This window comes from Balneola sp. EhC07, from assembly GCF_001650905.1.
Classification (GTDB): Bacteria; Bacteroidota; Rhodothermia; order Balneolales; family Balneolaceae; genus Balneola.
Genome location: NZ_LXYG01000019.1, coordinates 254,759 through 279,885, shown reverse-complemented (window position 1 = coordinate 279,885; position 25,127 = coordinate 254,759). Strand labels below are relative to the sequence as shown.

The 25,127-nt window shown below is 37.9% G+C and carries 22 protein-coding genes, 1 tRNA gene and 1 riboswitch; of the genes, 9 read left to right on the top strand and 14 right to left on the bottom strand.

What is annotated here, in order from left to right:
* Positions 1-66 precede the first annotated feature (66 nt).
* On the top strand, positions 67-1,065 hold the full coding sequence (locus A8B79_RS14435) for a universal stress protein (RefSeq protein ID WP_066224021.1): 999 nt from the start codon (positions 67-69) through the stop codon (positions 1,063-1,065).
* A gap of 15 nt (positions 1,066-1,080) precedes the next feature.
* Here A8B79_RS14435 and A8B79_RS16190 read toward each other — a convergent pair whose 3' ends face one another.
* The gene (locus tag A8B79_RS16190; protein ID WP_161485180.1) at positions 1,081-1,236 is read right to left on the bottom strand and encodes a hypothetical protein; all 156 of its coding nucleotides are present in this window, start codon (positions 1,234-1,236) and stop codon (positions 1,081-1,083) included.
* Positions 1,237-1,265: 29 nt separating this feature from the next.
* Between A8B79_RS16190 and A8B79_RS14430 the strand changes: the two genes are divergently transcribed.
* A complete protein-coding gene (locus A8B79_RS14430; protein ID WP_066224019.1) occupies positions 1,266-2,249 on the top strand; it encodes a universal stress protein in 984 nt (327 codons plus the stop codon).
* A 53-nt stretch (positions 2,250-2,302) separates the two neighbouring features.
* Here the strand turns inward: A8B79_RS14430 and A8B79_RS14425 are convergent, their stop codons facing one another.
* Positions 2,303-3,058 (bottom strand): outer membrane lipoprotein-sorting protein, encoded by a 756-nt coding sequence (locus A8B79_RS14425; RefSeq protein ID WP_161485179.1) that lies wholly within the window; start codon positions 3,056-3,058, stop codon positions 2,303-2,305.
* Positions 3,059-3,247: 189 nt separating this feature from the next.
* Here A8B79_RS14425 and A8B79_RS14420 point away from each other — a divergent pair.
* From A8B79_RS14420 to A8B79_RS14405, 3 genes are all read left to right on the top strand, one after another.
* Positions 3,248-3,321 (top strand) — tRNA-Ile (locus A8B79_RS14420).
* 1,128 nt (positions 3,322-4,449) lie between these two features.
* Positions 4,450-4,992: a hypothetical protein gene (locus A8B79_RS14410; RefSeq protein ID WP_153038452.1), complete on the top strand. Its 543-nt coding sequence runs from the start codon at positions 4,450-4,452 to the stop codon at positions 4,990-4,992.
* Positions 4,993-5,174: 182 nt separating this feature from the next.
* Entirely contained in the window at positions 5,175-5,648 is a 474-nt protein-coding gene (locus A8B79_RS14405; RefSeq protein WP_153038451.1) for a hypothetical protein, read from the top strand.
* Between the two features lie 74 nt (positions 5,649-5,722).
* Here A8B79_RS14405 and A8B79_RS14400 read toward each other — a convergent pair whose 3' ends face one another.
* The gene (locus tag A8B79_RS14400) at positions 5,723-6,286 is read right to left on the bottom strand and encodes a peptidoglycan recognition protein family protein (RefSeq protein WP_066224008.1); all 564 of its coding nucleotides are present in this window, start codon (positions 6,284-6,286) and stop codon (positions 5,723-5,725) included.
* 86 nt (positions 6,287-6,372) lie between these two features.
* Between A8B79_RS14400 and A8B79_RS14395 the strand changes: the two genes are divergently transcribed.
* The gene (locus A8B79_RS14395; protein ID WP_066224006.1) at positions 6,373-6,867 is read left to right on the top strand and encodes a Spy/CpxP family protein refolding chaperone; all 495 of its coding nucleotides are present in this window, start codon (positions 6,373-6,375) and stop codon (positions 6,865-6,867) included.
* Between the two features lie 103 nt (positions 6,868-6,970).
* Here the strand turns inward: A8B79_RS14395 and A8B79_RS14390 are convergent, their stop codons facing one another.
* The 7 genes from A8B79_RS14390 to A8B79_RS14360 form a co-directional block, all read right to left on the bottom strand.
* On the bottom strand, positions 6,971-8,098 hold the full coding sequence (locus A8B79_RS14390) for a DmpA family aminopeptidase (protein ID WP_066224004.1): 1,128 nt from the start codon (positions 8,096-8,098) through the stop codon (positions 6,971-6,973).
* A 185-nt stretch (positions 8,099-8,283) separates the two neighbouring features.
* Positions 8,284-9,870, bottom strand: a complete 1,587-nt coding sequence (locus A8B79_RS14385) for a B12-binding domain-containing radical SAM protein (protein ID WP_066224002.1) — start codon at positions 9,868-9,870, stop codon at positions 8,284-8,286.
* A gap of 116 nt (positions 9,871-9,986) precedes the next feature.
* Positions 9,987-11,573: a B12-binding domain-containing radical SAM protein gene (locus A8B79_RS14380; protein ID WP_066224000.1), complete on the bottom strand. Its 1,587-nt coding sequence runs from the start codon at positions 11,571-11,573 to the stop codon at positions 9,987-9,989.
* A gap of 121 nt (positions 11,574-11,694) precedes the next feature.
* The gene (locus A8B79_RS14375; RefSeq protein WP_066223998.1) at positions 11,695-12,786 is read right to left on the bottom strand and encodes a hypothetical protein; all 1,092 of its coding nucleotides are present in this window, start codon (positions 12,784-12,786) and stop codon (positions 11,695-11,697) included.
* A 7-nt stretch (positions 12,787-12,793) separates the two neighbouring features.
* Positions 12,794-13,825, bottom strand: a complete 1,032-nt coding sequence (gene metX, locus A8B79_RS14370; RefSeq protein WP_066223996.1) for a homoserine O-acetyltransferase MetX — start codon at positions 13,823-13,825, stop codon at positions 12,794-12,796.
* 22 nt (positions 13,826-13,847) lie between these two features.
* Entirely contained in the window at positions 13,848-15,164 is a 1,317-nt protein-coding gene (locus tag A8B79_RS14365) for an O-acetylhomoserine aminocarboxypropyltransferase/cysteine synthase family protein (protein WP_066223994.1), read from the bottom strand.
* Positions 15,165-15,253: 89 nt separating this feature from the next.
* Positions 15,254-15,377: riboswitch (SAM riboswitch) on the bottom strand.
* A gap of 237 nt (positions 15,378-15,614) precedes the next feature.
* Positions 15,615-18,758 (bottom strand): S41 family peptidase, encoded by a 3,144-nt coding sequence (locus A8B79_RS14360; RefSeq protein WP_066223991.1) that lies wholly within the window; start codon positions 18,756-18,758, stop codon positions 15,615-15,617.
* Positions 18,759-18,983: 225 nt separating this feature from the next.
* On the opposite strand from A8B79_RS14360, the gene A8B79_RS16310 reads away from it, so the two are divergent.
* From A8B79_RS16310 to A8B79_RS14345, 3 genes are all read left to right on the top strand, one after another.
* Positions 18,984-19,688: a response regulator transcription factor gene (locus A8B79_RS16310; protein WP_066223990.1), complete on the top strand. Its 705-nt coding sequence runs from the start codon at positions 18,984-18,986 to the stop codon at positions 19,686-19,688.
* A 68-nt stretch (positions 19,689-19,756) separates the two neighbouring features.
* The gene (locus tag A8B79_RS14350) at positions 19,757-20,800 is read left to right on the top strand and encodes a hypothetical protein (protein ID WP_153038450.1); all 1,044 of its coding nucleotides are present in this window, start codon (positions 19,757-19,759) and stop codon (positions 20,798-20,800) included.
* 3 nt (positions 20,801-20,803) lie between these two features.
* Positions 20,804-22,219 (top strand): T9SS type A sorting domain-containing protein, encoded by a 1,416-nt coding sequence (locus tag A8B79_RS14345; protein WP_153038449.1) that lies wholly within the window; start codon positions 20,804-20,806, stop codon positions 22,217-22,219.
* A gap of 171 nt (positions 22,220-22,390) precedes the next feature.
* Here the strand turns inward: A8B79_RS14345 and A8B79_RS14340 are convergent, their stop codons facing one another.
* The 4 genes from A8B79_RS14340 to A8B79_RS14325 form a co-directional block, all read right to left on the bottom strand.
* On the bottom strand, positions 22,391-22,684 hold the full coding sequence (locus A8B79_RS14340) for a GIY-YIG nuclease family protein (RefSeq protein WP_066223983.1): 294 nt from the start codon (positions 22,682-22,684) through the stop codon (positions 22,391-22,393).
* 188 nt (positions 22,685-22,872) lie between these two features.
* The gene (era, locus tag A8B79_RS14335) at positions 22,873-23,760 is read right to left on the bottom strand and encodes a GTPase Era (protein ID WP_066223981.1); all 888 of its coding nucleotides are present in this window, start codon (positions 23,758-23,760) and stop codon (positions 22,873-22,875) included.
* Entirely contained in the window at positions 23,760-24,272 is a 513-nt protein-coding gene (locus tag A8B79_RS14330) for an endonuclease domain-containing protein (RefSeq protein ID WP_201118625.1), read from the bottom strand. Before A8B79_RS14330 ends, era begins: the two co-directional genes overlap by 1 nt.
* Before the next feature lie 133 nt (positions 24,273-24,405).
* Positions 24,406-25,125 carry a pyridoxine 5'-phosphate synthase gene (locus A8B79_RS14325; protein ID WP_066223977.1) on the bottom strand — a complete coding sequence of 240 codons (720 nt, stop codon included), beginning with the start codon at positions 25,123-25,125 and terminating at the stop codon, positions 24,406-24,408.
* Positions 25,126-25,127 lie beyond the last annotated feature (2 nt).

Genomic DNA, 25,127 nt, shown 5'->3' with positions numbered 1-25,127 from the left:
TTAGAAGTAGAAACTTTATAAGCTGTATCGTGATACTATTAGTAAATAGAATCAAATATTGCGTATATGAAGATCTCGAAAGTACTTATTCCAACCGATTTTTCAGAAAATTCAAAAAAAGCGCTTAAGGCTTTAAGAATTTTTATAGATCACTTTGATTGTAAAGCAGATCTTATTCATGTAGTCCCACTTTCAGCTTATTTAAATGACAGCATAAGTAAACTGGGGCTTCCTTTGGATATGGGAGATGATATCTATCCTAAGATCGCAGAAGATGCAAAAAAGAGGCTACAGTCTTTTTCTGAAGAATATCTGGATAAAAATTCGTCGGGAAATTTAATAGTCGAGATAGACCGTAAAGCCTCCAATTCAATTTTACACCATGCCGAGAAAGGTAATTATGATATGATAATTATGAGTGCCAGAGGTGGAGATGCAACAGATTTTCTTCACGGAAGCACTACAGAAAAAGTAGTACGAAATTCAAAGATACCGGTTTTAGCATTGAGTAATGAATTCCATTACGATAAAATTAAAACAATTTTGGTTCCTACGGATATATCAGACTTTTCTTTTGAAGTAGTTCCCGTAGCTTTTGAGATGGCCAATAAATTTAATGCCAGTCTCAATTTTCTGAATATTGTGGAACTATATAATTCCGGGATGTTTATGGAGTCGATGCATTCTCAGGAATATTCCGGGAAAATAAATTCATTCAATAAAGAGAATTTGTATTCCGGCTTGATGGAGAGGTTAGAGAAGTTCTTTAAAGAAAATGCTCTGGACCAGTTTTCAATAAAAAGAAATGAGGAGCCTTTTTATGATGAGATCGTTAAGACTTCAGGAACAGAGAGTATCTCAATACCGGTTAGAACAGTAATTAAGAAAGGAATGGTAGCTCATGATGATATCATCGACTATGCAAATGATTATGCCGATATGGTAATAATGAGTACACATGGAAGAACAGGCCTTTCAAGATTTTTCCTTGGATCCACAGCTGAGAAGATCACAAGAAACCTTGAATCACCATTATTAACACTGAAGCCGGATCCAAAGCATTAGGATTATCAGTTAAAGTTAATTTCCTGTGTTCACATCAACATCATGGAGAGGCTTCCCCGTAATTCCGATCGGGAAAGTTATGGTAAGTGGTTTAGATATCTTGAGAAAGAAAAGCCAGGCAAAGCTGAAAGAGGTCTTCATCAATTCTTCATTTTCTTTTATTACCATCATGTACATCCATTACATAAAAGGAGGTAATTATGAAAGTCAACAGAATTCTCATCCCAACCGACTTTTCCGAACAATCAAAATCTGCGTTAAAGCTAGCCGGTTTCTTCACCAAAATTTATGGATCTACCATCGACCTTATCCATATTGTGCCATTCAGTATGTATATGAGTGAAAGCATGGATAAACTGGGGCTTCCCTTCGATATGGACAAAGATCTATATCCCAAAGTAGTTGAAAAGGCTAAATCGGAGTTAGATGAATTAGCATCCGACTTTATAATGGAGAAATATCTGGGTAAAACTCATGTTCAGGTAGATAGAAAACCTTCTTCTGCTATCGCTGAATTTGCGAATAAAGAAGGGTATGACCTGATCCTTATGAGTGCAAAAGGAGCTCATGAGACAAACTTCTTTAAAGGAAGTATCACCGATAAAGTGATTAGGAAGGCACATGCGCCGGTATTTACTGTGAGTAGAAAATATACAAGTAGCGGGTTTGAAAGAATTGTAACAGCGATAGATCTATCAGAGCATTCTTTAGCATCGCTTGCCCTGTCAGTAGAGCTTACGTACCAATTCGATACTACATTAAAACTGCTCTATGTTAACCAATTATATTCTTCCGAGGGATATGGATTTGTAGCACCTACAGTAGGTATATCAAATGAGGACAGCAATCTATTATTTCAGAAAAGGCTTGATGATTACTTTAATGCAAATAAGGAACTTGGTTTGTCACTCCAAAAGACAAGACAGGAGTTTGAGTATAGAATCATAAAAAATGATGGAGCTTCAAGCATCTCTGTGCCGGTTCATTTGGAAGTAGTGCCCGGAATATCCGTACCTTACGAGATTACAGAATATGCCAACAAACATGCAGACTTGTTAATTATGACAACTCATGGTAGAACCGGAATAAAGAGAGTTTTAATGGGATCGACAGCAGCCCAAGTTGTTCAACAAGTAGATATATCTATGTTAACAATACGTCCTGATAATTTTAAGTTGGGCTGATATTTTTAAAATCTAACTAATGGAAAGTGCTAACAGCTTTAAATTTTGAGCTGTTAGTTCCTTTTCAGCCCTCGTTCAGTGAATCGCCAATCCGGAATAGACTGGTTGATAACACGATTACTCCAGATGAGTTCTGTTTTACGTTCAGCTCTCAGATCGAACATGGTCATTTTATTGGCACGCCATATATTCGCATCCACATTTGTGAAATCTTCGGCTTCCAGTCTTTTGATCATTTCGTCATCTTCATCGAAATACTCAGCTTTCTCTAAAGAATAGCGTTCAGTATTGATGTAGAATTTGATATAGGCATACTGCGAATTCTCTTTTTTTACTGCTCTGAGTACTGCGGTTTTGTCTTTCTCCTGGATCAATTCAAAGTCATAGTCATCCGGGTTTTGGTCACCCAGATCTTCGTAAGTAAAATCACTTCCCATGAATCGGTCGGCTTTTTGGGATGCCGTGATCGTTTGAATCCGACCTAATGCCGGTAGATATAATTTCTGGACTTCATTGTTTCCGTCGCTTAATGTAAGAAAACCGGTTCCCCGAACATTGGCGGGTTCCTCAAATACAAGCAGGCTTTTTTCCTGGTCAGCTTCATTAAACGAAAAAGAACTGATAGATCTGTTTCTGGTATTTCCATTGCTGTTGTAGATGATCATTCGCATATCCGTTTTTTCGAAGGTGATCTTACTACGACGTGTATCTACTTCTTCAAAGATCTCTGTTGCACGCTCCGAATTTTGTGCAACTAACAAAGGTGGAAAGAGAATTGAAATAAGAAAAAAGGAAAGATATCTATGCATAATTGTGTTGTTTTGAATGTAAACACTAAACAGAGTATCCAGCATTCATTTGAAACTAAAAAATTTCAATAAGATTGATAATACTGTTTTATGAACTCAGTGAAACTCGTATAGATGATTTAAATGAATGAACCGAAAAAAGAGCTTTCAAATAGGTTCTAAACCTTGTAACTTTGACGCCCTTATTCGGGGCCCGTAGCTCAGTTGGTTAGAGCAGTCGACTCATAATCGATTGGTCGGGGGTTCAAGTCCCTCCGGGCCCACAGTTTGTTTTAAATAACAAGCATCAAACTACAAAAGCCACATTGATCTTAGATTGATGTGGCTTTTTTTGATAAATATACCTCAGAGAAGATAAGGTCCCCAGTTCTCTTAAGTCTGTGACTTAAAGAGCAGTAGCTAAGCAAGTCTGTAACTTGCATTACAGGCAATACTTTAAATTATGTCGTTCCTTTCAAAACCGATGCTATAATGTAGATTGAGTACGGTGAAAAAAGAGGCGGGGTATCCGATTGGCGTTCTGCAGCGGAGCTACGGAACCAGACAAAAATTATGGAACAAATACTACATGTAGAATAGTAACTTACGAAGTTACTATTTTAAGGCTATCGGGAGGAGATCTATTATGGCATGGAAAAGAAACCCGTACAAAAGTAATTTGGGAATAAAGACATGGAAAAGAAATATTTTATTAAACTAGGATTAGTAGCTTATTTAACTGCTTTAATATTGGATTTGATAGTAGGTTTTTTTTGGTTAATAGCATTTCCACGAATAGCTGATTGGGAGACCTTTAGTTATTCTATCTATGGAATACCAATAACATACATGTTTGCCTATTGTATTTATTCGATTAGTTCACTGTTACTTCCTCACAAAATAATTAAAGGTTACATTATACTTTTGATATTACTTATTTGCGTCGAACTGGTAATGTTTTTTCTATTTGGGGATTTTATGGTAATTATGATAATTGAAGCAATTAACCATGGTGGAGATTATATTGTATTTTTATTTCCAGTGACTACAATAATAGGATACTTTTGGGGTATATATATTTTAAGGTCCCCAAGCTCTCTTAAGTCTGCGACTTAACCTCGTTCCGCAGCGGAGCTACGCTGGATAAGTAAGATTTTCTCAAAAGCTTTCCACTCGATTCATAAACTTTCTAAATTCAAAATTAATAGGAATTAAAGACTAGGCTTTTATATATTCTTCAAATTTTAAAAAGCTTGGTTATGATAAAGGTTTTCAATTGTTTCGCGGTTCTTTTTTTATTCACAATTTCGGTTTCAGCTCAATACAGAAATTTTGTGGAACTCAAAGACAGCACAATTATCAGAGGAAAGGTGGAATTGAGTACTAAACTATTTAGATCCTCCAAAATAATTGTGAACGATACAACTGAAATCCCACTGTCTGAAGTGCACGCTTACCAAACAACGGATGGTTATTTTCGAAGAATGTACAGCGGTTATGGGGATAGTTTCGCAAAACGGTTAGAAAAAGGAAATATAGATCTTTATACGAGAACTCAATCTTATGGAGGAGGAGGGTCTTTTGTTCCTGGTCCGAATGGTACATCTATGTTTGTTGGCGGTGGAATGCAGTCCAGCCAGGTGGAGTATTTTTCAAAAGATGGTGGAGAAATCCAAAGAGCAAGTGCCCGAAATCTTAAAAAAGCATTATTTGATAATCCTGAAAGCATGGAATATCTGAAGAAAAGAGATGGAATGACTGTAGTTCAGGTTTTAGGTGTAATAGCAGGAGTTACTATTGCAGCAACTTCGTTGGCTTCTCAGTCAGATAGTGAAGAACTGAGTATCCCAGCCGGGGCTTTTGTTGGGGTCATGGTAGTTTCAGGAAGTACCTGGATTCCTTATTTTCAAAAAAAGGAACTAACCAGAAAAGCTATAAAAGCATATAACAGGTAGAGAAGTTTGTACTTCATTTATTGGTGTTTTAAGGGTAGAGAAAAATCGATTTTACAGCTCTGAGCCTTCTGCTGGTTTCAGGAATTTATGACACCAAATGTTATAAGATTGATTATGAGCAATACTTATAACATTATGAGAGTTCAGGCTGTGGTTCCAACTGATAAATTTGATAAAATTAAATGAAAAAATATATTCTATCATTATTTGTAGTAATGTTGAGCTTGTTTCAAATAAGCTTTGCTCAAGAAAAAGGAAGTTCAACTTACTTAAGAGAAGCTCTTGAGATACAACTTAAAGATAGGCTTCAACCTCATCCAGGTATAATTCCTCATGAAGGACCATTTTATGTAGTAATTGATGAGTCATATGATTTAAAAAAATTAGATTTTGATTCATTTAAAGATCATAATATTGTTTATTTAACTCGAGAGGAGTTAGAAAAAAAGCCTAGGAATGAAATAGGGAGGTACTATAAAATTTCCCCAATCTATTTAAAAGGAGATCAGGTAGTTTTTCATATTATTAACTTTGTATCAAGCAATAAAAAACAGGGTGTTAAATTTTTGATCAGTGGAGGTAGTAAATTTCAATTATTAAACAATTGTGGAAATACGGAAGGTAATTTTAAGCTTAAATTTATAAAATTTAGTTAATCCATCTTCCGGGTTTTGATGTTGAGTTGTATTTATGGTTTTAAATGTGAAAAGAGCTAAGGTTTTTTCTTGTTTTAATCCAGTCCGTTTAAAAAGGAATTCCAATCACGGGTATTTAAGTAACCCGTCAGTTTTTTACCCGGACAGAGTGTTTCCGCATAATCTTTATGAGTTTGTATCTTTTCGGCGGGAACAGATTCTTGCTTTGCTAAATATGCAGTCACGGTTTTAAGAGATTCAATTTGTTCGGCTTTCACTTCCTGCTCTTCAAAATTTCCAAGTAACACAACAAGTGCATGTCCGGTTGGATCGTATGTAGTATTGGTATCACCGCGATAATTAAGTGGTCTGCCTTCATATATTTTACCGTCTCGTGCGATTACGTAATGGTAGGGAATGTCATTCCATTTACGGTCGGAGCGGCTCCATTTTTGTAAATTCTGTAAATAAGTAACTGTGTTTTTATCGTCCGGAAACATCTCGCCGCCGTGGTGAATAGTGATATAAGATATTTCATGTTCCAGACTTGAATCAAGAGAATCAGTGCCACCCCAGTCTTCCTGAGTTATCAACCAGCTTTGAGCTTGCTGATTTTGGCTGAATAGAAATAAAAGTAGCAGACTTAGAAAAAATTTCATGGTTGACCACAAGTTTTGTTAGGGGTTTTCTTCTAATGAAGTGTACAAGGTACAAAAATAAATAATCATCAAAACAGGAGACAGTCATGAGAAGAATTATAACAACCGCATTTCTTTTGTTGCTAATTGGAACACTATCCGTTCAGGCACAGAGAAGTGATCAGCAAGAAAAACGCAAAGAACTAAAAGAGCGCATCGAAAAAAGAGGCGGACAAAAAGGACAAATGCGAAGAGGGCAGGAACCTATGTTAGCCAAATTAGATCTGAGTGAAGATCAAGAAGAGCAAATAAAAGGCATAATGCTGGAAGGAAAGCAAGAAAGTCTTCCGTTAGAAAATCAATTAAGAGAGAAAATTGCAAGACTACGAACTCTTTCATCCGGTGACACTTACGATGTTGCAGCAATCAATAAAGTAGCTGATGAAATGGGTGATCTTCAGGCGAGTATCCATAAAATTCACATTGCAAAGAAAGGAGAGATCAGAGCATTGTTGAATGAGGAGCAAAAAATTAAGTTCGATACGATGCCTGACAGAGCACAGAAAATGAAGCGACAGGCTTTGGTAAGAAAGCGCCGTTAATTTGACAGTATTAATGGCAGCTGGTAAGAGAGAGAAACCATTCTTCGAAAGAGGAATGGTTTTTTTTATGCAGTTAAATTGAGATGTTAAGTTAACCGAACATCTACTTTTCCAGAAGATTATACTTCCGAAGTATCTCCAAAACTTTTTCGACCGGTAAAGCTTCCTGAGTTCCATGATCTCCTTTCATCGTTTCAGCATGGAATAATGAGTTTAAAATTGCTTCTTCTGTAGCTTCAACTGCGGCTAGAAAAAGAGGAGAGGTAGCATTATTATCAAGTTCAGAAATTGATTTTACAGGCGTAGGATGGTCCAATTTGTTGCGGACTTCAGGATGTATCGAGAATGCTATCACGTAATCACCGCTTCCATTACTTGCAAACCCACCAATTCTTGATATTCCGAGAAAAGCTCTTTTTGCTAATCGTTTAAGATTACGGGAAGTAATAGGGGCGTCAGTTGCTACAATGATCATGACGGAACCATCTACATCATAAGGCACAATGCTGGATAAATAATGGTTTTTTAATTCCTCTCCCACCGGAGCTCCATCAATAGTAAGTACTCCGCCAAAATTTGATTGAACTAAGACCCCAACAGTGTAACCCCCAAATCGTTCGGGTAATTTCCTGGAAGAAGTTCCTATTCCACCTTTATAACCCAAGGCTCTTGTTCCTGTGCCGGCGCCAACATTACCCTGTTCCACTTCTCCTGATCTGGCATTTTTTATCGCTTGATGAACATGCTCAAAATTTACAGCACGAGATCGAATATCATTCAGGTAAGCGTCATTCGTTTCACCAACAACGGGATTTACTGAGTATACATTTTGATTTTGTTCAAGCACATAGTCAGTAATAGCATTGGCAACAGTATGAATACTTAATGTATTTGTTAACCCGATTGGCGTTTCTATTTCTCCAAGCTCCTCTATCTGAGTAAAACCAACCGCTTTACCAAACCCGTTTCCTACAAATACAGCTGCCGGAACCCGGTCCGTGAATAAGTTGCCGGAATGAGGTAAAATCATTGTCACTCCAGTCCGTGTTGCTTCACCCTCAATCAGAGTAGTATGTCCCACCAGTACACCTTCTACATCTGTTATAGCATTATTTAAACCGGGAGTAAGAATCCCGATCTTAATTCCATATTCACGTGCATTCTTCTTTTCCTGTGATAGAAGGTTGGCAGATAGCAAAAGCAGGAAGCTGAGCAGATATATTTTTTTCATTCGGGGAGTTTATTTTCGTTGCCATCAAAATAATAGATTTCAGGCATATTGAAAGTACTAGGTTATCCGGTTTTGGCAATTTCAATAATATCACTCAAAACTTCGCTTCTAATAAAAAAAGCCATTCTTCGAAAGAGGAATGACTTTTTATTTATAGATACTCAATTAGTTCTGAAAGAGCAGATTTAGGAAACTTCTTTGAGAATTTGGTTTATTTCAGTATCTGAAATAGAGAGGTTTCGCTGTTCACGAAGTTTCATTTCCTCTAATAAGTTTTCTCCTTTATAAATATTGTCGTTGTACACTTCTCTAAAATGAAAACCCCGGGCATATGCTTGAGCTGCAACTGGCATATGTCTGGGCTTATTTTTTAAGCACCAAAGCAAAGCCTTCCAGAAATATTTTCTGTCGTAATTTTTAATTCCTAACCTATAAATGATTAAAAAGGATGCTCTAAGGTATCTAAGAGTACTATTAATGGGCTTTGTTTTTTTATGGATCGCGGGTTTTTCGTAAAGAGACAAGAACTTAATGACGCGGTTGTAAAAACCTTCCCCATTGTATAAGTACGTTACAGTACGATTAAAACCATCCATGAGGATTTTAGCATCCATTTTTGGGACGATATTAGTAGCTCCTTCAAAAAACCAATTTTGATCAAGCAAACGATTCTCCCGTTCCATTCTTTCGTGTAATTCGGTTCCGGGAGGTGCATTAAGGAGCCCGATGATACACATAACAATGCCAGACTCTTGAATAAATTCTATTTGTCGATCAAATACTCCTTCGTCATCGTTATCAAAACCGAGAATAAATCCTGCCATAACCTCAAAACCACTGGTTTGAAGATATCTAACATTGTCGATGAGGTTTCTTTTGGTGTTCTGTTTCTTCCTGCAAAGTGCTAATGTATCTTCATCCGGTGTTTCCAGACCAATAAAAACACTTGAGAATCCTGCCTCAAGCATTTGATCCATCATTTCCTGATCATCAGCGAGAGTAATGGTTAACTGAGTGGCAAACAAAGCTTTCTTTTTTCTATTGTCCTGCCATATTTTTAATTCAGGAAGCAGATCTTGTTTAACTAATTTCTTATTACCGATTAGATTGTCATCTGCAAAAAATACGTATCCAAATGAATCAATATCGGGTATGCTGTCAAGCTCTCTTACAATTTGTTCAGCCGTTTTTGTACGTGGTCTTCTTCCAAACAAAGAGGTTACGTCACAGAAATCACACATGTAAGGACATCCTCTCGAGTATTGCAATAATGCCGAACCATATTTATCTAATTTTGCCAAATGCCAAAGAGGTAAGGGAGTTTCATGAACATCAGCAAATTCTGTAGTAGTATATACTTTTTGAGGGGTTCCTTTTTCTAAGTCTTCAAGGAATAATGGAAGAGTTATTTCAGCTTCATTTAGTACAAAGTGATCAATTTCGGGAAAACGCTCATATTCGTGAGTAAGCAAAGGACCACCACCAACAATCGGTGTATCAAGCTTTTTTGCTTTTTTGATCACCTCTCGCATTGAAACTTCCTGAACATTCATCCCACCGAGAAAAACATAATCAGCTTCAATAATATCTTGATCGCTAAGTGATTCTACATTTAGATCGACTAATTTTTTATCCCATTCTTCAGGAAGCATTGCGGCTACAGTTAGTAACCCAAGTGGTGGGAATAATGCATCAAAACCTACAAGTTCGATTTCTTTATCCAAGGTCCAGCAGGTTACCGGCATGTCCGGGTAAACAAAAAGAATTTTCATAATAGCCTCTTATTAAAAGAATAAACAATTATAGCTAAACGGAGTTAATTCTACAAGATGAAATTGTAGACGGGAAGAAGAGACCACTTATAAAAACTGGTCATTTCATAAGTATACTATGAAACCTCACTCAAGATTTGGTTAATCTCTCCGTCCGAAATAGAGAGATTACGTTGTTCTCGAAGTTTCATTTCTTCTAATAACTTTTCTCCCTTGTATGCATTATCGCTGTACACTTCCCGAAAATGAAATCCTCTCGCATACAAATGAGCAGCCACCGGCATATGTCTGGGCTTATTTTTTAAGCACCAAAGCAAAGCCTTCCAGAAATATTTTCTGTCAAAGTTTTTAATTCCTAATCTATAGATGACTAAAATTGATGCTCTGACATATTTACGAAAACTGTTTGTAGGCTTTGTTTTCTTGTGGATGGCTGGTTTTTCGTACATCGACAAAAACTTTATAACCCGGTTATAAAACCCTTCTCCGTTATATAAGTAAGTTACGGTTCGGTTAAACCCATCCATGAGGACTTTACTGTCCATTTTAGGGGCAATGTTGGTTGCTCCTTCAAAAAACCAATTTTGATCAAGCAAACGGTTTTCTCGCTCCATTCTTTCGTGTAATTCGGTTCCGGGAGGTGCATTAAGGAGTCCGATGATGCACATTACAATGCCTGATTCTTGTATAAATTCTATTTGCCGATCAAATACACCTTCGTCATCATTATCAAAACCAAGAATAAATCCTGCCATAACCTCAAAACCACTGGTTTGAAGGTATTTAACATTATCGATCAGGTTTCTCTTGGTGTTCTGTTTCTTCCTGCAAAGGGCTAACGTGTCTTCATCCGGTGTTTCAAGGCCAATGAAAACCATTCCAAATCCAGCTTCAAGCATTTGAGTCATCATTTCATCATCATCAGCAAGAGTGATGGTTAATTGAGTGGCCAACATGATCTTCGTTTTCCTGTTATCCTGCCATGTTTTCAATTCCGGAAGCAGTTCCTGTTTAACTAATTTTTTATTACCAATTAGATTGTCATCTGCAAAAAATATAATCCCAAATGACTCAATGTCCGGTATGCTGTCAAGCTCTCGTACAATTTGTTCCGGTGTTTTAGTCCGTGGCCTTCTGCCAAATAAAGAGGTTACATCACAAAAATCACACATGTATGGGCAACCTCTGGAATACTGAATTAAGTTTGCGCCATATCTGTCTAACTTCGCTAAGTGCCAGAGAGGAAGTGGAGTTTCATGAACATCTGCAAACTCGGAAGTTGAATATATTTTTTTAGGTTCTCCTTTTTCTAAGTCTTCAAGAAATAATGGAAGGGTTATTTCAGCTTCATTTAGCACGAAGTGATCGATTTCAGGAAAGCGTTCATATTCATGGGTCAATAAAGGTCCGCCGGCTACAATAGGTTTGTCAAATTTTTTAGCCCTGCTGATAACTTCTCGCATCGAAACTTCCTGAACATTCATTCCACCAATAAAAACATAATCAGCTTCCAAAATGTCACTATCCTCAAGTGATTCTATGTTTAGATCCACCAATTTTTTATCCCATTCCTCGGGAAGAAGTGCAGCAACAGTTAACAAACCAAGTGGTGGAAATAATGCATCATAACCTGCAAGATCCACCTCTTTATCCATTGTCCAGCAAGTTACTGGCATGTCCGGGTTTACAAAAAGAATTTTCATAGTAGCCTCATTTTAAAAGAATAAACAATTATAGCTAATAGGAGTTAATTCTACAAGATTAAACCTAGATAACTATGTAGTAAGGCTTTAAAAAAAGAGGATGTAAGAATAAAATTACATTTTAAATACCCCTTCCAATTTCAATGATATCACTCAAAACTCCTGCAGCGGTGACTTCTTTTCCCGCTCCTGGCCCTTGAATTACGATGGGGGAATCGGCATAGCGTTCTGAATAGATCTGGATCAGATTATCTGTTTTTCTTAGCCCTCCTAAAGGTGAACCGGCGGGGACTTCCTTAATCCCAATTTCAATTCCATCAGGAGTAAATTCCCCGGTGTATCGAAGCCGTTTATTGTTTAATAATGCCTGTGAATTTCTGTTTTTCCAGTGATCATCATAAAAAGAAAGATGATCTAAAAAACCGTTGACCTGATAATCTATGAGTTCTTTTGGCACCAATGATTCCACTTTGATCTGATCCCTTTCAAATTTATATCCACAGGTTCTTGCCATTATTAAGAACTTGCGGGCTACATCTTCTCCGGATAAGTCGTCTCTTGGGTCGGGCTCGGAATAGCCTTCTTTTTTTGCTGCTTTTATGATTTCACTGAAAGTAATTCCTTGTTGAAGCTGATTAAAGATGTAGGTCATTGTACCTGAAACCACACCGGTTATTTTTGTTATGGAATCACCTGATTCGATCAAATTATTAATGGTACTGATGACCGGAAGTCCGGCGCCAACAGCAGTTTCATATCTGTACTGCGCTCTTCCCGGTTTTTGAAAAGCTTTAAGCTCCTCAAAATAACTCTGTTCAAATGTATTCGCTCTTTTACTGGGAGTTGTAATATGAATTCCCTGAGTAAGAAGTTTCAGATATTGACGGGCTACAATTTCGCTTCCGGTAGCATCTATAAAAATGAGTCCTTCAGGATAACGAGCGAGTTTATTTGTAATATTTTCCCAATTGGTTTCTTCATCGGAATACTTAAGTTTTTCATGATATAGAACAGGATCTGAATTCCAGATCACTTTTTTGCTGTTACAAACGCCAACAATTTTAACTTGGAACAGAGCATTATTAAGATGATTGATTTGTCGGATGAGAGTGCCGCCAATTGCTCCGTTTCCGGCAATAAAAACGGGAATAGTTTTTTTACTCTTATAAATGGATATGTTTTTTCCGGTAATTGAATTAAGTGTGATGCTCATAGGAGTATTAAATAGAATGATAAAATGATTTAAGATGCTTATTGATTTGCTCGAATTCGATCAAAAAGGCATCATGACCGTAATCGGAATGGATTTTCTTGAACTCTGAATTAGGAATTAATTCGGCGAGTTCTTGTTGCTCAGCTATCGGATAAAGAAGGTCAGAGCTAATACCAAGGATCAAACAAGGTGTTGTCAACGAACCTAAGACTTCACTAAAAGAGCCACGATCTCTTGATACATCATGGGAATCCATGGCTTTTGTCAATGAGATGTACGAATTGGCATCAAAACGGCTACTTAGTTTTTCTCCCTGATGATCTAAATAGGATTCTACCTCAAACTGATCTTTATTCCTGTTGAAGTCTCTTCGGAATTTGTGTTCATAATTTTGAGGAGAACGGTAAGTGATCATCGCAAGTGCTCTGGCCGCAGATAACCCCTTCTGTGGAGGGACTTTTGGGTCATAAAATCCATCCTGCCAATGTTCATCAGCATAAATAGCTTTTCTTTGTGCATGACTGATTCCTATTGCCCAGGGAGTATGAGATTTCCCCATAGCAAGCAAAGCTAAAGATCGAATTCTTGGATCTATCAGTCCGAATTCCAACGCTACCATGCCGCCCATCGATCCGCCAATTGCCAATTCAACACCTCTAATACCAAGATGATCAAGCAGTAATTGTTGATGTTTGACGATATCCCGAATCGTAATTTCCGGAAAATCTGCCTGATAGGGCTTCCCGGTTACAGGCGAAACAGAAGCGGGTCCGGTTGATCCGTAACAACTGCCCAGATCGTTAATACACAAAACAAAGTGTCGGTCAAGATCAATAAATCCTGTAGACTCAAAAAGACCGTAAAACCAGTCTTTTGCATTAGAACTTCCGGTCAATGCATGGCAGATCAGAATCACGTTGTCCTTTGTTTCGTTGAGTGTCCCCCAACTATTCCAGGCAATGTTCAAAGAAGGAAATTCAAACCCGGATTCGGTAGTCCGGGCTTGATTAATTGTTGTGATATTTGGTTTGTTGCTCATAAAAATTCCTTGTCGAAATACATTAAACAGCGACAAGTTCCTGAGATTTTAGTAGTGCTTGTTCAAAATCAGCTATGATGTCATCGATATGTTCAATACCAACCGACACCCGAACAAGATCTCCTTTCACTCCTGACGAAGCTTGTTCATGTTCAGTTAGTTGCTGATGTGTGGTTGATGCCGGATGGATGACCAATGTTTTAGCATCTCCAACATTAGCCAGATGACTCGCCAACTCGACATTTTCGATGAAAGTTCTGGCAGTATCAAAACCACCTTTTACTCCAAAAGTAAATACGGAACCAAACTGACCGGCAGCCAGATATTTCTTTGCTCGTTCATGATATTCATGTTCTTCAAGACCGGTATAATTTACCCAGTCAACGAGTTCGTGCTCATCTAACCAAGTAGCTAATTTTTTGGCGTTTTCATTATGTCGTTCAACTCTGAGCGACAGTGTTTCCAGCCCTTGCAGTAAAAGAAAGCTATTGAACGGAGATTGGGATGAACCAAAGTCTCTCAGACCTTCAACGCGAGCTCTGATAGCAAATGCGATATTTCCAAAAGGACCTTCATCACCAAATACTTCCCAGAATTTAAGACCGTGATAGCCCGGAGAAGGTTCGCTGAACAACGGATATTTGCCATTGCCCCAGTTGAAATTTCCGGCATCTACGATCACTCCTCCTATGGAAGTGCCATGTCCACCGATCCACTTTGTAGCTGAAGCAGTTACAACATTTGCGCCAAATTTTATTGGCTGAACTAAAGCTCCACCGGCGCCAAAAGTATTATCTACCACAAGGGCGATCTCATATTTTTTTGCTAAGGCTGATAACCCTTCGAAATCAGCGACATTACCTCTGGGGTTACCGATCGACTCAACATAAATAGCTTTTGTGTTTTCATCGATATGCTTTTCAAAAGCTTCAACAGTATCCTCTTCGGCGAAGTTGACATCGATTCCAAGTCTGGGAATAGTAACTTTAAACTGGTTATATGTTCCACCATACAGGTTTTGCGTTGATACGATGTTATCGCCTTTCTGGGCCAGATTTGTGATCGCCAGAAATTGTGCAGCTTGTCCTGATGAAGTTGCAACTGCAGCCACGCCACCTTCAAGAGCAGCAATTCGTTTTTCGAAAACATCTGTGGTAGGATTCATTATTCGGGTGTAGATATTCCCGAATTCCCTTAAACCGAATAAACTGGCGGCGTGCTCAGTGTTTTTAAAATTATAAGAAGTGGTTTGATAAATTGGAACAGCCCGTGAACCTGTGGTTGGATCCGGTTCTTGTCCTGCGTGTAATTGTAGTGTCTCAAATTTTTGTGAACTCATTGTATTGTATTTTTTGATTTATAATTAATAAAAAAGCCCCTTTCGGGGATGAGTCCGAAAGAGGCTTACAAATACAGTAGAGCTCTTCGCACTCATCTTTCTCAGTACATTATTTGCACTAAGCAGGATGTAGCACCTTTTCCTGTACAAATTTGTACAGGACGGTTGCCAAGGCTTCGCAGGACCTGATCCCTCCACCTTTCTCGATGAGAATGCATGATGTTAAAGAACGAATAAAACTAACAGCCAATAAAAAAGTCCTTCAGATCATACACTCTAAAGGACTTTGAAAATTTCTTTTCTAAAATATAAAAGCCCTAGTGAAGTGTTCGCATATAGCAACACATACACATCATTTCCCGGGCGATATATTGGTTTGTTAATTTCATTACTTCAAGATTACGGGTTAGTTTTTTAGAATGCAACAGAAAATTTATTGACTGAAAATCCTTAGTCATTTTTGAGTTGATCTAGTATTTCCTGAATTGCTTTTTCCAATTGTGGGTCATTTCCATTCACCCGATCTTTGAATGTATTATGAATTTCAATATCCGGAGCAACGCCCGTTTGTTCAATATTTTCACCATCCAGAGTATATAAACCCCATGAAGGTAATCTGTAAAATGAACCGTCCACTAATCCTTTTCCGGAAGTAAAAATGATCCATCGATAAGTTTCGGTTCCCATCACAGTTCCAAGACCTAATTGCTTGAATCCTTCTGCAGTAACTTCTGCATCTGAGAGTGATTGCTCATTGATCAGGAGAATAACAGGCTTATCAGCCGGAGCAAAATTTGACTGAGGAGCCAACTCTCCGCCACGATACGCCCAGTTTGCGTACTGCCTCTGAGACAAGAAGCGAAGCACGTCATCGTGTACATTTCCACCGGTATTGTAGCGAAGATCAAAGATCAGTGCATCACGATTGTAGGCTTCTGAAGTCATTTCGATGAGAAAGTTATTCAGTTCGCCACCACCCATATTTTTCATGTGAACATATGCGACTTTCTTGTCCGTTTTTTCATCTACCATTTTCTGGTTTCCGGAAACCCATTCATCATACAGATCATTGCGGTCAGAAAAATAGGATGTCGGGTGAATCTTGATGTCAATATTAGAGCTACCCTGTTTGAAAGTTAGTGTAACTTCTTCAGGCATGGATGGTACGCTGAAATACATTTCACGATTCATTGTTGCATCAACATCCTTTCCGTTTACAGCAATAAGTTCATCTCCGGTATTAATTTTATTTCCTGAAATGTGAACAGGTCCCGTTTCGATAATTTCAGATACTTGATAAGGATTATCTTTTTCCCAAATTATTCCCGTTGCCATCGAAACGGTTGAGTAATATTGGTTTTCTTCATTCCCAGATGTGTTGAATCCCATATGAGAAGAGTTGAGTTCTCCAAGCATATCATTATTCATTCGGCGCAGATCGGCACGGGAATCAACATAAGGCAGATACTTTTTATATCGGTCTTTGATTTTCTTCCAGTCTATTCCATGGAAAGTTTCATTGTAGAAATTCTCTTCGATATTCGCCCAAAGTTCATCAAACATTTGATAGAATTCATCCTGAAGATTTCGCTCAAAAGAATGGGATACATCAATTTTATTTGCTTTAGCTGATGAAGGATCCAATTTATTGATAGCTCCCCTGATAAGACCGTAAAGTTGACCGTCTACTTCTATGATCCCTGAAACAAACCCGGTTCCTTCAAAACTTTGTGTTTTTGGTCGTTCAAAAGGCTCGAAGGTGGTAACAGAAAGTGTGAAATCACCTTCATTGTGATTGCTGCCATACAGAACCATAGATTTATCATCTTTCTGAGTGACAAATGGTGAGAATTGATTTCCAAAACCTTCTCCGACGCGTTCAACTCTTTGCATCAGATTAGTAGTATTAATTTCGATAGTGAGTTTTTCTTCTTCTTTGCCGTCTTTTGAGTCTTCATTTTCTTCTTTTTCAGCAAAAAGTTCATCAAATAAATCAGATTTATAGGGATCGTCGTAATAGTCTAGTGGAATTCTGAAAAGGTCAGTTTCTCCGGCACCTCTTGGATACGAAGGAACGCTTCTGCTTCCCGTGTAATAAATATACTTGCCATCCGGCGACCAAAATGCTCCGTTTTCATCTACACCGGTGTTGGTGAGATTCATGGTTCTTTCTGAATCCAGATGGTGGACATAGATGTCCAATTCGAAATCGTGTTTCGCGCTGAAAAGTACATATTCGCCATTAGGAGAAAACATTGGAGCTACATTTTGAAACCCCCAAAACTCGTTTTCTACCAATGTTTTGCTTTTGAAATTATCAAGATCAATATGTCGAAGCTGATCTCTTCCACTCAGATAAACACCGGCAGTACGATCGTGATTCAGTGCAAGGTCTCTGTTATTTCTTTTGTCGGATGTATGTTGTTTTTCAGTGCCGTTTCCATCCGCAGCAATGGTAAACCAGTTTTGGTATCCATCCACAGTTTGATTGAAGATCAGGGTTTTGTTATCTGCCAGCCATTTCACTTCTAGTACTCTTCCCATGCTGTTGGTCTCGATCTGACGAACAAATTTGCCTTCTGCATCAGAAACGAACAATTCTCCTCTGGAAATAAAAGCCATTTTCTTTTTGTCAGGCGAAACATCAAAAGCAGAGATATTATCCTTTACATCAAAACTTTGAGATTTAGTGAGTGTATTATTTTTGGTGATGGTTACATCGATCTTCGTAGCTCTGTTTGAAGCGATGTCATATTTGTATAGTACATAATCTCTTTCAAAAACAACGACACTACCGTCGGGACTTACAGACGGATTATAAATGGAAGTATTGAATCTGGTGAGTTGTTTTTTCTGCCCATTTTCCAGTGTATAAAGATTGTACTCGTTATTAGCTTCATCAGAAATGAAATACACTTTTCCATTCTGATCAATAGTAGGAGAGAAGTCTTTTCCTTCCCAGCTGGTATGTTCAGTATAAGTGTCAGTCTTGGGATTGTATGATTTTATATCCGGGTTAAATGAACCGACATATCTTTTTCTCTGTGGAAATATGAAGCTTTCCCAGGATTCATTGAAATAGAAATCGCCGGAAGTGGGATGTTCTGACAGATTGTGAACGGTATTATGATAGTGCTCGAACAAACGAGTTGGCGTACCGCCTTCAGGGCTGATTTCAAAAGTAGTAATTCTGTTATACCGATTAGAACTAAAATAGATTTTTTTGGAATCCCACGACCAAGACTCAACCTGATCGTTGGCTTGGTGAAAAGTGAGTTGAGTTATTTTCCGATCTTGGGTCGACATAATATAAACATCATTATTCCCATATTGATTGGATGTAAAAGCGATCCAATTTCCATCAGGCGAAAAAACTGGATTAGATTCTTCACCTTCCATTCCGGTAATTCGGATTGCTTCTCCTCCTTCCTTTGATACTATCCAAAGATCAGTATCATATGTAAAAATAATTCCATTTGAATGTGCGGAAGGTTCTCCTAAGAACTTTACATCGGACCTCAAGCTAGTTTGAGCTAATGTATTTATTGAAAATAAAACTATAAGAATTAACGAAGAGGAAATTCGTTTGATCATGATAACCCTGATTTTTAAAGTTGAGTCAGAGTTTACTTCTATCAGTTGTAAAAATCAGTTACAGGAATGTTAAATCACTGCATAAAAATCATCTTTCAGAGTTTCTGAATAATGGTTTCTTCTTTTTTTGCATGGCTCGCATGCGTTTACAGGCGCTTCCGGTTTGACACTTTCGCTTTTTATCCTATTTTGTAAGCGGATTTATTGGTTGTGAAAAGAACGAATATGGGGTACAGAACAGAAACTGAAATTCTGAAGACGCAGGTTCAAAGCTTGTATATTTTAGACAAGCTTTTCCGGAAAAACTTTGATTCGCTTCAGGAGTTAGTGGATTTGATGCCGGGTATATTCCATGTAAATGATAAAAGTGATCTAACTATTGGTCATTTAAATAAAGCGGGAGAAGAGTGGGGGCTGCTTTCAAAAGAAGAGATCAATAACATGGGCTTCGAGTATTTTGAAAAGAATATCCATCCCGACAGCTTGAAATATGTGGGACCAAGATTCCTTGAGTTTTATGAGAAAGCCGATGATGATCAGCTTCATGCAGAATTTCAGAAAATTCGCAATCCCAGAACCGGGGAGTTCGACACTTTCTTTACCGTTTGTAAACCCTTCAAAGAGCATAATTTATTGCTCACTTCATCAAACCCGATTTCTGGAATAGATTCGGTAACTCGGAGAATAGAGCGCATTGCCGGTGAGGAGATGTATGTGAGAAAGCATTTTGATGAATTCCGATCGCTTACAAGAAGAGAAAGGCAGGTTTTAACCAGGATAGCGCAGGGATTTAGTAACAAAGATATTTCGGGACAGCTGTATATAACTTTGGAGACGGTAAAAAGTCATCGAAAAAACATTAAGAAAAAAACGGGGATACCAACAACGGCAGGATTGGTTCAATTTGCAATTGCGTTCGAATTGATCTGAAAAAATCACCAGAAGTGGGGATTTACAGCACCGATGGAATCGAATATTTTAACAAACAAAAAGACATCATGAAAAAAATTCTCTTTTTACTCATTGCTGTATTAGCAACTCAAATTACAACTGCACAGAATATACTGATAGTTGATAGATCATTGTCAAATACGTTGGGCGATAACTACTATACAGATCTTCAGGCTGCAATAGATGCAGCTGTTTCCGATGATATAATTTATTTGATGCCCAACACAAATACTTATGGAAATATCAAGATCAATAATCAATTTAATCTTACGATAATTGGTGCCGGTTATAATGCGGCAGCGGCTTCGTTAGACAGACCTTACCATAGTAGAATCCTGAACCTGGAGATGAGAAACTCTCATAATATAACTCTTAAGGGATTGTACATAAATGGAAGTGGGGGATTTGAAATAGGAAATGCATTAGATAGTGAATCCACTAACATATTAATTGATGAGACTTTTATTGCTCGAATGGATATTGATAGAGCAAATAATGTTACCATATCCAATAGTTTTATTTATACTAGTTTTAGTACCTCACAATCTTCCGGCTTCTCTGAAAATATATCAGTTCTGAATAGTGTGATTCGTGTTTCAACGTTTCAATCTGTACATAATACTTCATTTGAAAACTGTTTAATCACAGGAGCAACTTTGGGTAGTAGTGTTGACGACTCAATTTTTAAGAACAACATCTTCGCGAACAATTCTACAACTAGTGAAGGACCAATCTGGGCCAACAATAACAATACTTTTATTAATAATTTCACAACCACTCCAATTTCATACGATGGCGGTAATAATACAGGCTCTGGAAATATTGGAATAATTATGGGTTTGGATGGTATTTTTGCTGATGACAGTGTACGCGCAGATGTTAATTGGAGTTCTGATTGGCTATTAACACCAGAGCATGAACTGATAATAAACGGTGGGAGTGATGGCACAGATATTGGGCCAACCGGAGGTGCAAATCCTATGGATGGCTCACCTATTTTTTCGCTACCAACGATATATGAATTAAGAATCCCGACTGAAGTTAAAGCCGGAGAAGATATCGAGGTTACCATCAAAGCAAAAGGGAATTAAGTCGTGAAATTCCTTACAAACGTATTGCTGGTGATGCTTTTAGCTTCACCGTTAATGGGCCAAACAGTAACTCAATTGGAGTATTTTTTCGATTCTGATCCGGGTTTTGGAAACGGTATTTCTATTTCCGTAACCGAAGTAGATGGTGAAGTGACTTACGAAGGCTCCATTATGACTTCGTCTCTTTCCAGAGGATTACACACACTTTTTATTCGGGCAAAAAACAGTGATGACGAATGGGGATTAACCATTAAAAAACTCATTTTAGTGGATCAGGGAGAAGCAAGAGAAATAGAAACTTTGGAATATTTCTTTGATGAAGATCCGGGTCACGGAAGTGGAACGGCTATTTCAATTTCTGCATCTGCGCAAATCGATAAAGAAGCAATGCTTAGTACTGAGGGATTATCAGTAGGTTTGCATACAGTTTTCATCAGGGCAAAGTTTACAGATGGAAACTGGGGCATGCCTATTAAAAAACTGATCCTGATCGACCAAAGCGATCCTGATTTAGTTAGTAATATTATATCTGCAGAATATTTCTTTAATACCGACCCCGGTTTTGCCGCTGCCACTCCTATTTCTGTTAATGCAGCAGCCGATATTGAAACCACGTTTACAATTCCTTCAACAAACCTGCCAATCGGAGATCAGATCTTGTTTGTGAGAGTTATGAATGCAGACAGTGTATGGGGAATGTACTCTTCTGAAGTTTTTAGTTTATCAGAAGTGGCGAGCTTAACTTTTGAATCATCGGATACACTAGAATACTTTCAGGACAGTCCGGAATTATTAATAGCCGGTGATATTGGTATTTCCTCAAGTACTGATATTTCAGCTGACAGCGCTATCATAAAAATATCAAATGGTTTTCTGGAAGAAGATTCATTATTCATAGACGATCCGGGTTCTCTTGACATTGATTCTGTAGAAAGTGGAATAAAAATATCAGGAAATGCTTCTCTGGAAGATTATCAGGATGCAATAAGGACAGCGTATTATATCAATAACAGTGAAGTTTCAGAGAAAGCCGATACCTTAAAAGAGTTCTCTATTACCGTGTATTCAGGAGCTTTTGCATCAGAGTCAGTTGTAAAATATGTAGAAATATTGGATCATATTATGACATCTAACGAGGGTGAATTGGGTTTGCCTAAAGAATTCAGTCTAAGGCAAAATTATCCAAATCCATTTAACCCAAGCACGAATATTGAATTTGCGCTACCTGAACAAGCAGTGGTAAGTCTGAAAGTGTATAATTTGCTGGGACGTGAAATTTCAACACTGGTAAGTGGACGAATGAGTGCCGGAATTCATAAAATTGAGTTCAATGCGTCGGGTCTTTCAACAGGGCTGTATTTTTACAGAATACAGGCAGGAGGCTTTATGCAAACCAAGAAGATGATGCTGATCAAATAAAGGTGAATATAGATTGTTTGTTGATAGGATTTTTAAATTCTAAAAATTGTCATACCTGTAGATGTTTTATAATTCGTTGACAAAATTTCTTTATACCAACCTCAATATTGCAAGCAGGTCATCCCGAATTTATTTCGGGATCTTACGTAAAGACTTTTAGTCTGTTCTTGTTTACCATCCTCTTAAGGTATCATACCAATCCTCTAACTTTGGATTAGTTTGCTTTATCAGATTCCATTTCCACTGTTTATGCCAATTCTTTAGTTGCTTCTCCATTGCTATAGCATCACCTATATTATCGTATTCTTCGGCATATATAAGAATGGTTAGTTTATACTTTGAAGTAAATAAAGAGCCTTCTCCCAATTTATGTTTCCACACTCTTGAATGAATGTTATTGGTAACTCCGATGTAAATCGTAGTTCTTCGATAGTTAGTAAGAAAGTACACATAGCCTTTGTTCATAGTAAGTAAGACTGTTTCAAGAGCAATTCCTTACAAAGATCCCGAAACAAGTTCGGGATGACCCTATATATTTTACCGTTCAAAAACTGTCAACGAATTACATGACATCTACAATTCCGCAGCGAAGGCCGGAATCTGGATCTAAATTTTAGCCAAAGAATTTTTGCAGACTCTTTAGTTTTTCTAAATCAATACCCGAAATTCCGGACCATATTCTCATTCTCTCTCCATTTGTCACGTACTTTTACGTGGAGATCCAGAAATACTTTTCTTCCAACAAATTCTTCGATGGATTCCCGTGCAGCAGTACCGAGTTGTTTAATTGCACGTCCGCCTTTACCGATGATCATTCCTTTTTGAGAGTTTCTGTTTACGATCACTTCTGCGTTTATGTAATCCAGATCTTCTCTCTCTTCATAAATAATTACATCTACAGTAGCGGAATAAGGAAGTTCTTCATGATATTGCAGAAAAACCTGTTCGCGGATCAATTCGGCAGCAAAAAACCGAACAGGATGTTCACTAAGTTCGTCTTTTGGATAGAATGGAGGTCCGGGTAAAAGGAGTTTGGAAATACTTTCCATCAAGCCGGGAACGCCTTCGCCGTTTAGCGCAGAGATATAAACAGTGGCATTAAATTCGAAATAATCATTCAGGTCTTTAGCCAGCTTTTCTATCTGCTCTTGGTTAGATTCGTCGATCTTATTAATTACCAGAACCACCGGTTTTTTCATTTGTTTCAATGAATCAAAGGCATATTCCGGCATATTGTTTTCCTTTGCTTCAACAATGAAAAGGATCACGTCGGCTTCTTTCTCGGCTTTTTCGACAAACCTCATCATGGCTTTTTGAAGCTCATACTTTGGATGAATGATCCCGGGTGTATCCAGAAAGATGATCTGTGAATTTTCCTCAGAATGAATCCCGATAATTTGGTGTCGGGTAGTTTGAGCTTTATGAGTAGTTATTGAAAGTTTGGTTCCCAAAATCTGGTTCATTAACGTAGACTTCCCGGCGTTGGGTTTTCCAACTATCGCTACATATCCTGATTTGTGTGGGGTATTCGTATCACTCATTATGACTCTATCCTTTGTTTCCTCTCCCGCAAAGAAGAAGACTCGTTGATTAAATTTCTACTTTTGTTAAAAAGCTTCCCCTCCGCCGGAGGGGATTGAGGGGAGGGTGTTGTTTTTTCTTTATTAGCTATAATCCATTTCTCAATTTCCATCACAACATAATCAGGATTTTTCTTTGTGTCTTCTTCCGAAAACCTTAGGAATGTGATTCCCAACTTTTCCAATTTCTCTTGCCTTTTTTGATCGTACTCGACTTTATAGTTATGTGAACTTCCATCTATTTCGATCGCCAATCGAAGTTCCTTACAATAAAAATCTACTATATAATTTTTGATGGGTCGTTGCCTTCTAAATTGATAACCCAGTACTTGCTTATTTTTTACAAGCTTCCAAAGTTCAATCTCGCCGGGTGTTGAGTTTTTTCTTAGTTTTCTGGCTTTCTGAATTAGATCTTTTCGGTATGTAGGGAAGTTTTCAGGAGACATTTTATAATTTATTGAAGTTGTATACATATCAAAATTAAAATTTTGACCCTCCCCTTAATCCCCTCCCTTGGAGGGGAAGCTCGTTGTTGAAATTATATTTGTATTAAAAAGTCTTCCTCTCCACGGGAGAGGAAAAAAAGGAGAGGGTTTGAAAAAAGTGTCAAGCCCTTATAATCCCCAAATAATTCGTAACTGTAGTTTCCAATCCATCAAAAACTGCATCACTGATTAAAGCGTGGCCGATACTGATTTCATTCAGATGTGGTACAGTAGCTATGAACTTCGGAAGGTTCTTCTGATTCAAACCATGTCCTGCATTTACTTTTATACCGAGCTCATGAGCTTGTTCAGCTGCTTTCTTTAACCTCTCCAGTTCGTGGTCAGCCTCTCCGGAGGAAGGAGCATTCGCATAATTTCCGGTGTGTAACTCAATGGCATCGGTCCCTAATTCAAAAGCCAGATTGATGTCTTCAGGATTAGGATCCAGGAATAGACTTATTTCAATATCAGTTTCCCGAATAGAAGGAAAAACTCGTTCTTTAAAATCATCAAAAACAACATTCATATTAAGTCCGCCTTCGGTAGTAAGCTCTTCTCGCCCTTCCGGAACTAAGGTGCAAAGATGGGGATCTATTTCTTTAAGAAAGGAGAGCATTTCATCAGAAGCGGCCATTTCAAAGTCCAGTTTACCGGAAACGGACTCCTTTAAAGCAACTACATCTTCATCTCTTATATGCCTTCTGTCGCCACGCAAATGAAAAACGATTCCTGAGGCGCCGGCTTTCTCACATATCTGAGCTGCTACAACAGGACTTGGATAACCCTCTCCTCTTGCATTTCTTAAAGTTGCAACATGATCTATATTAACCAGTAAATACATTA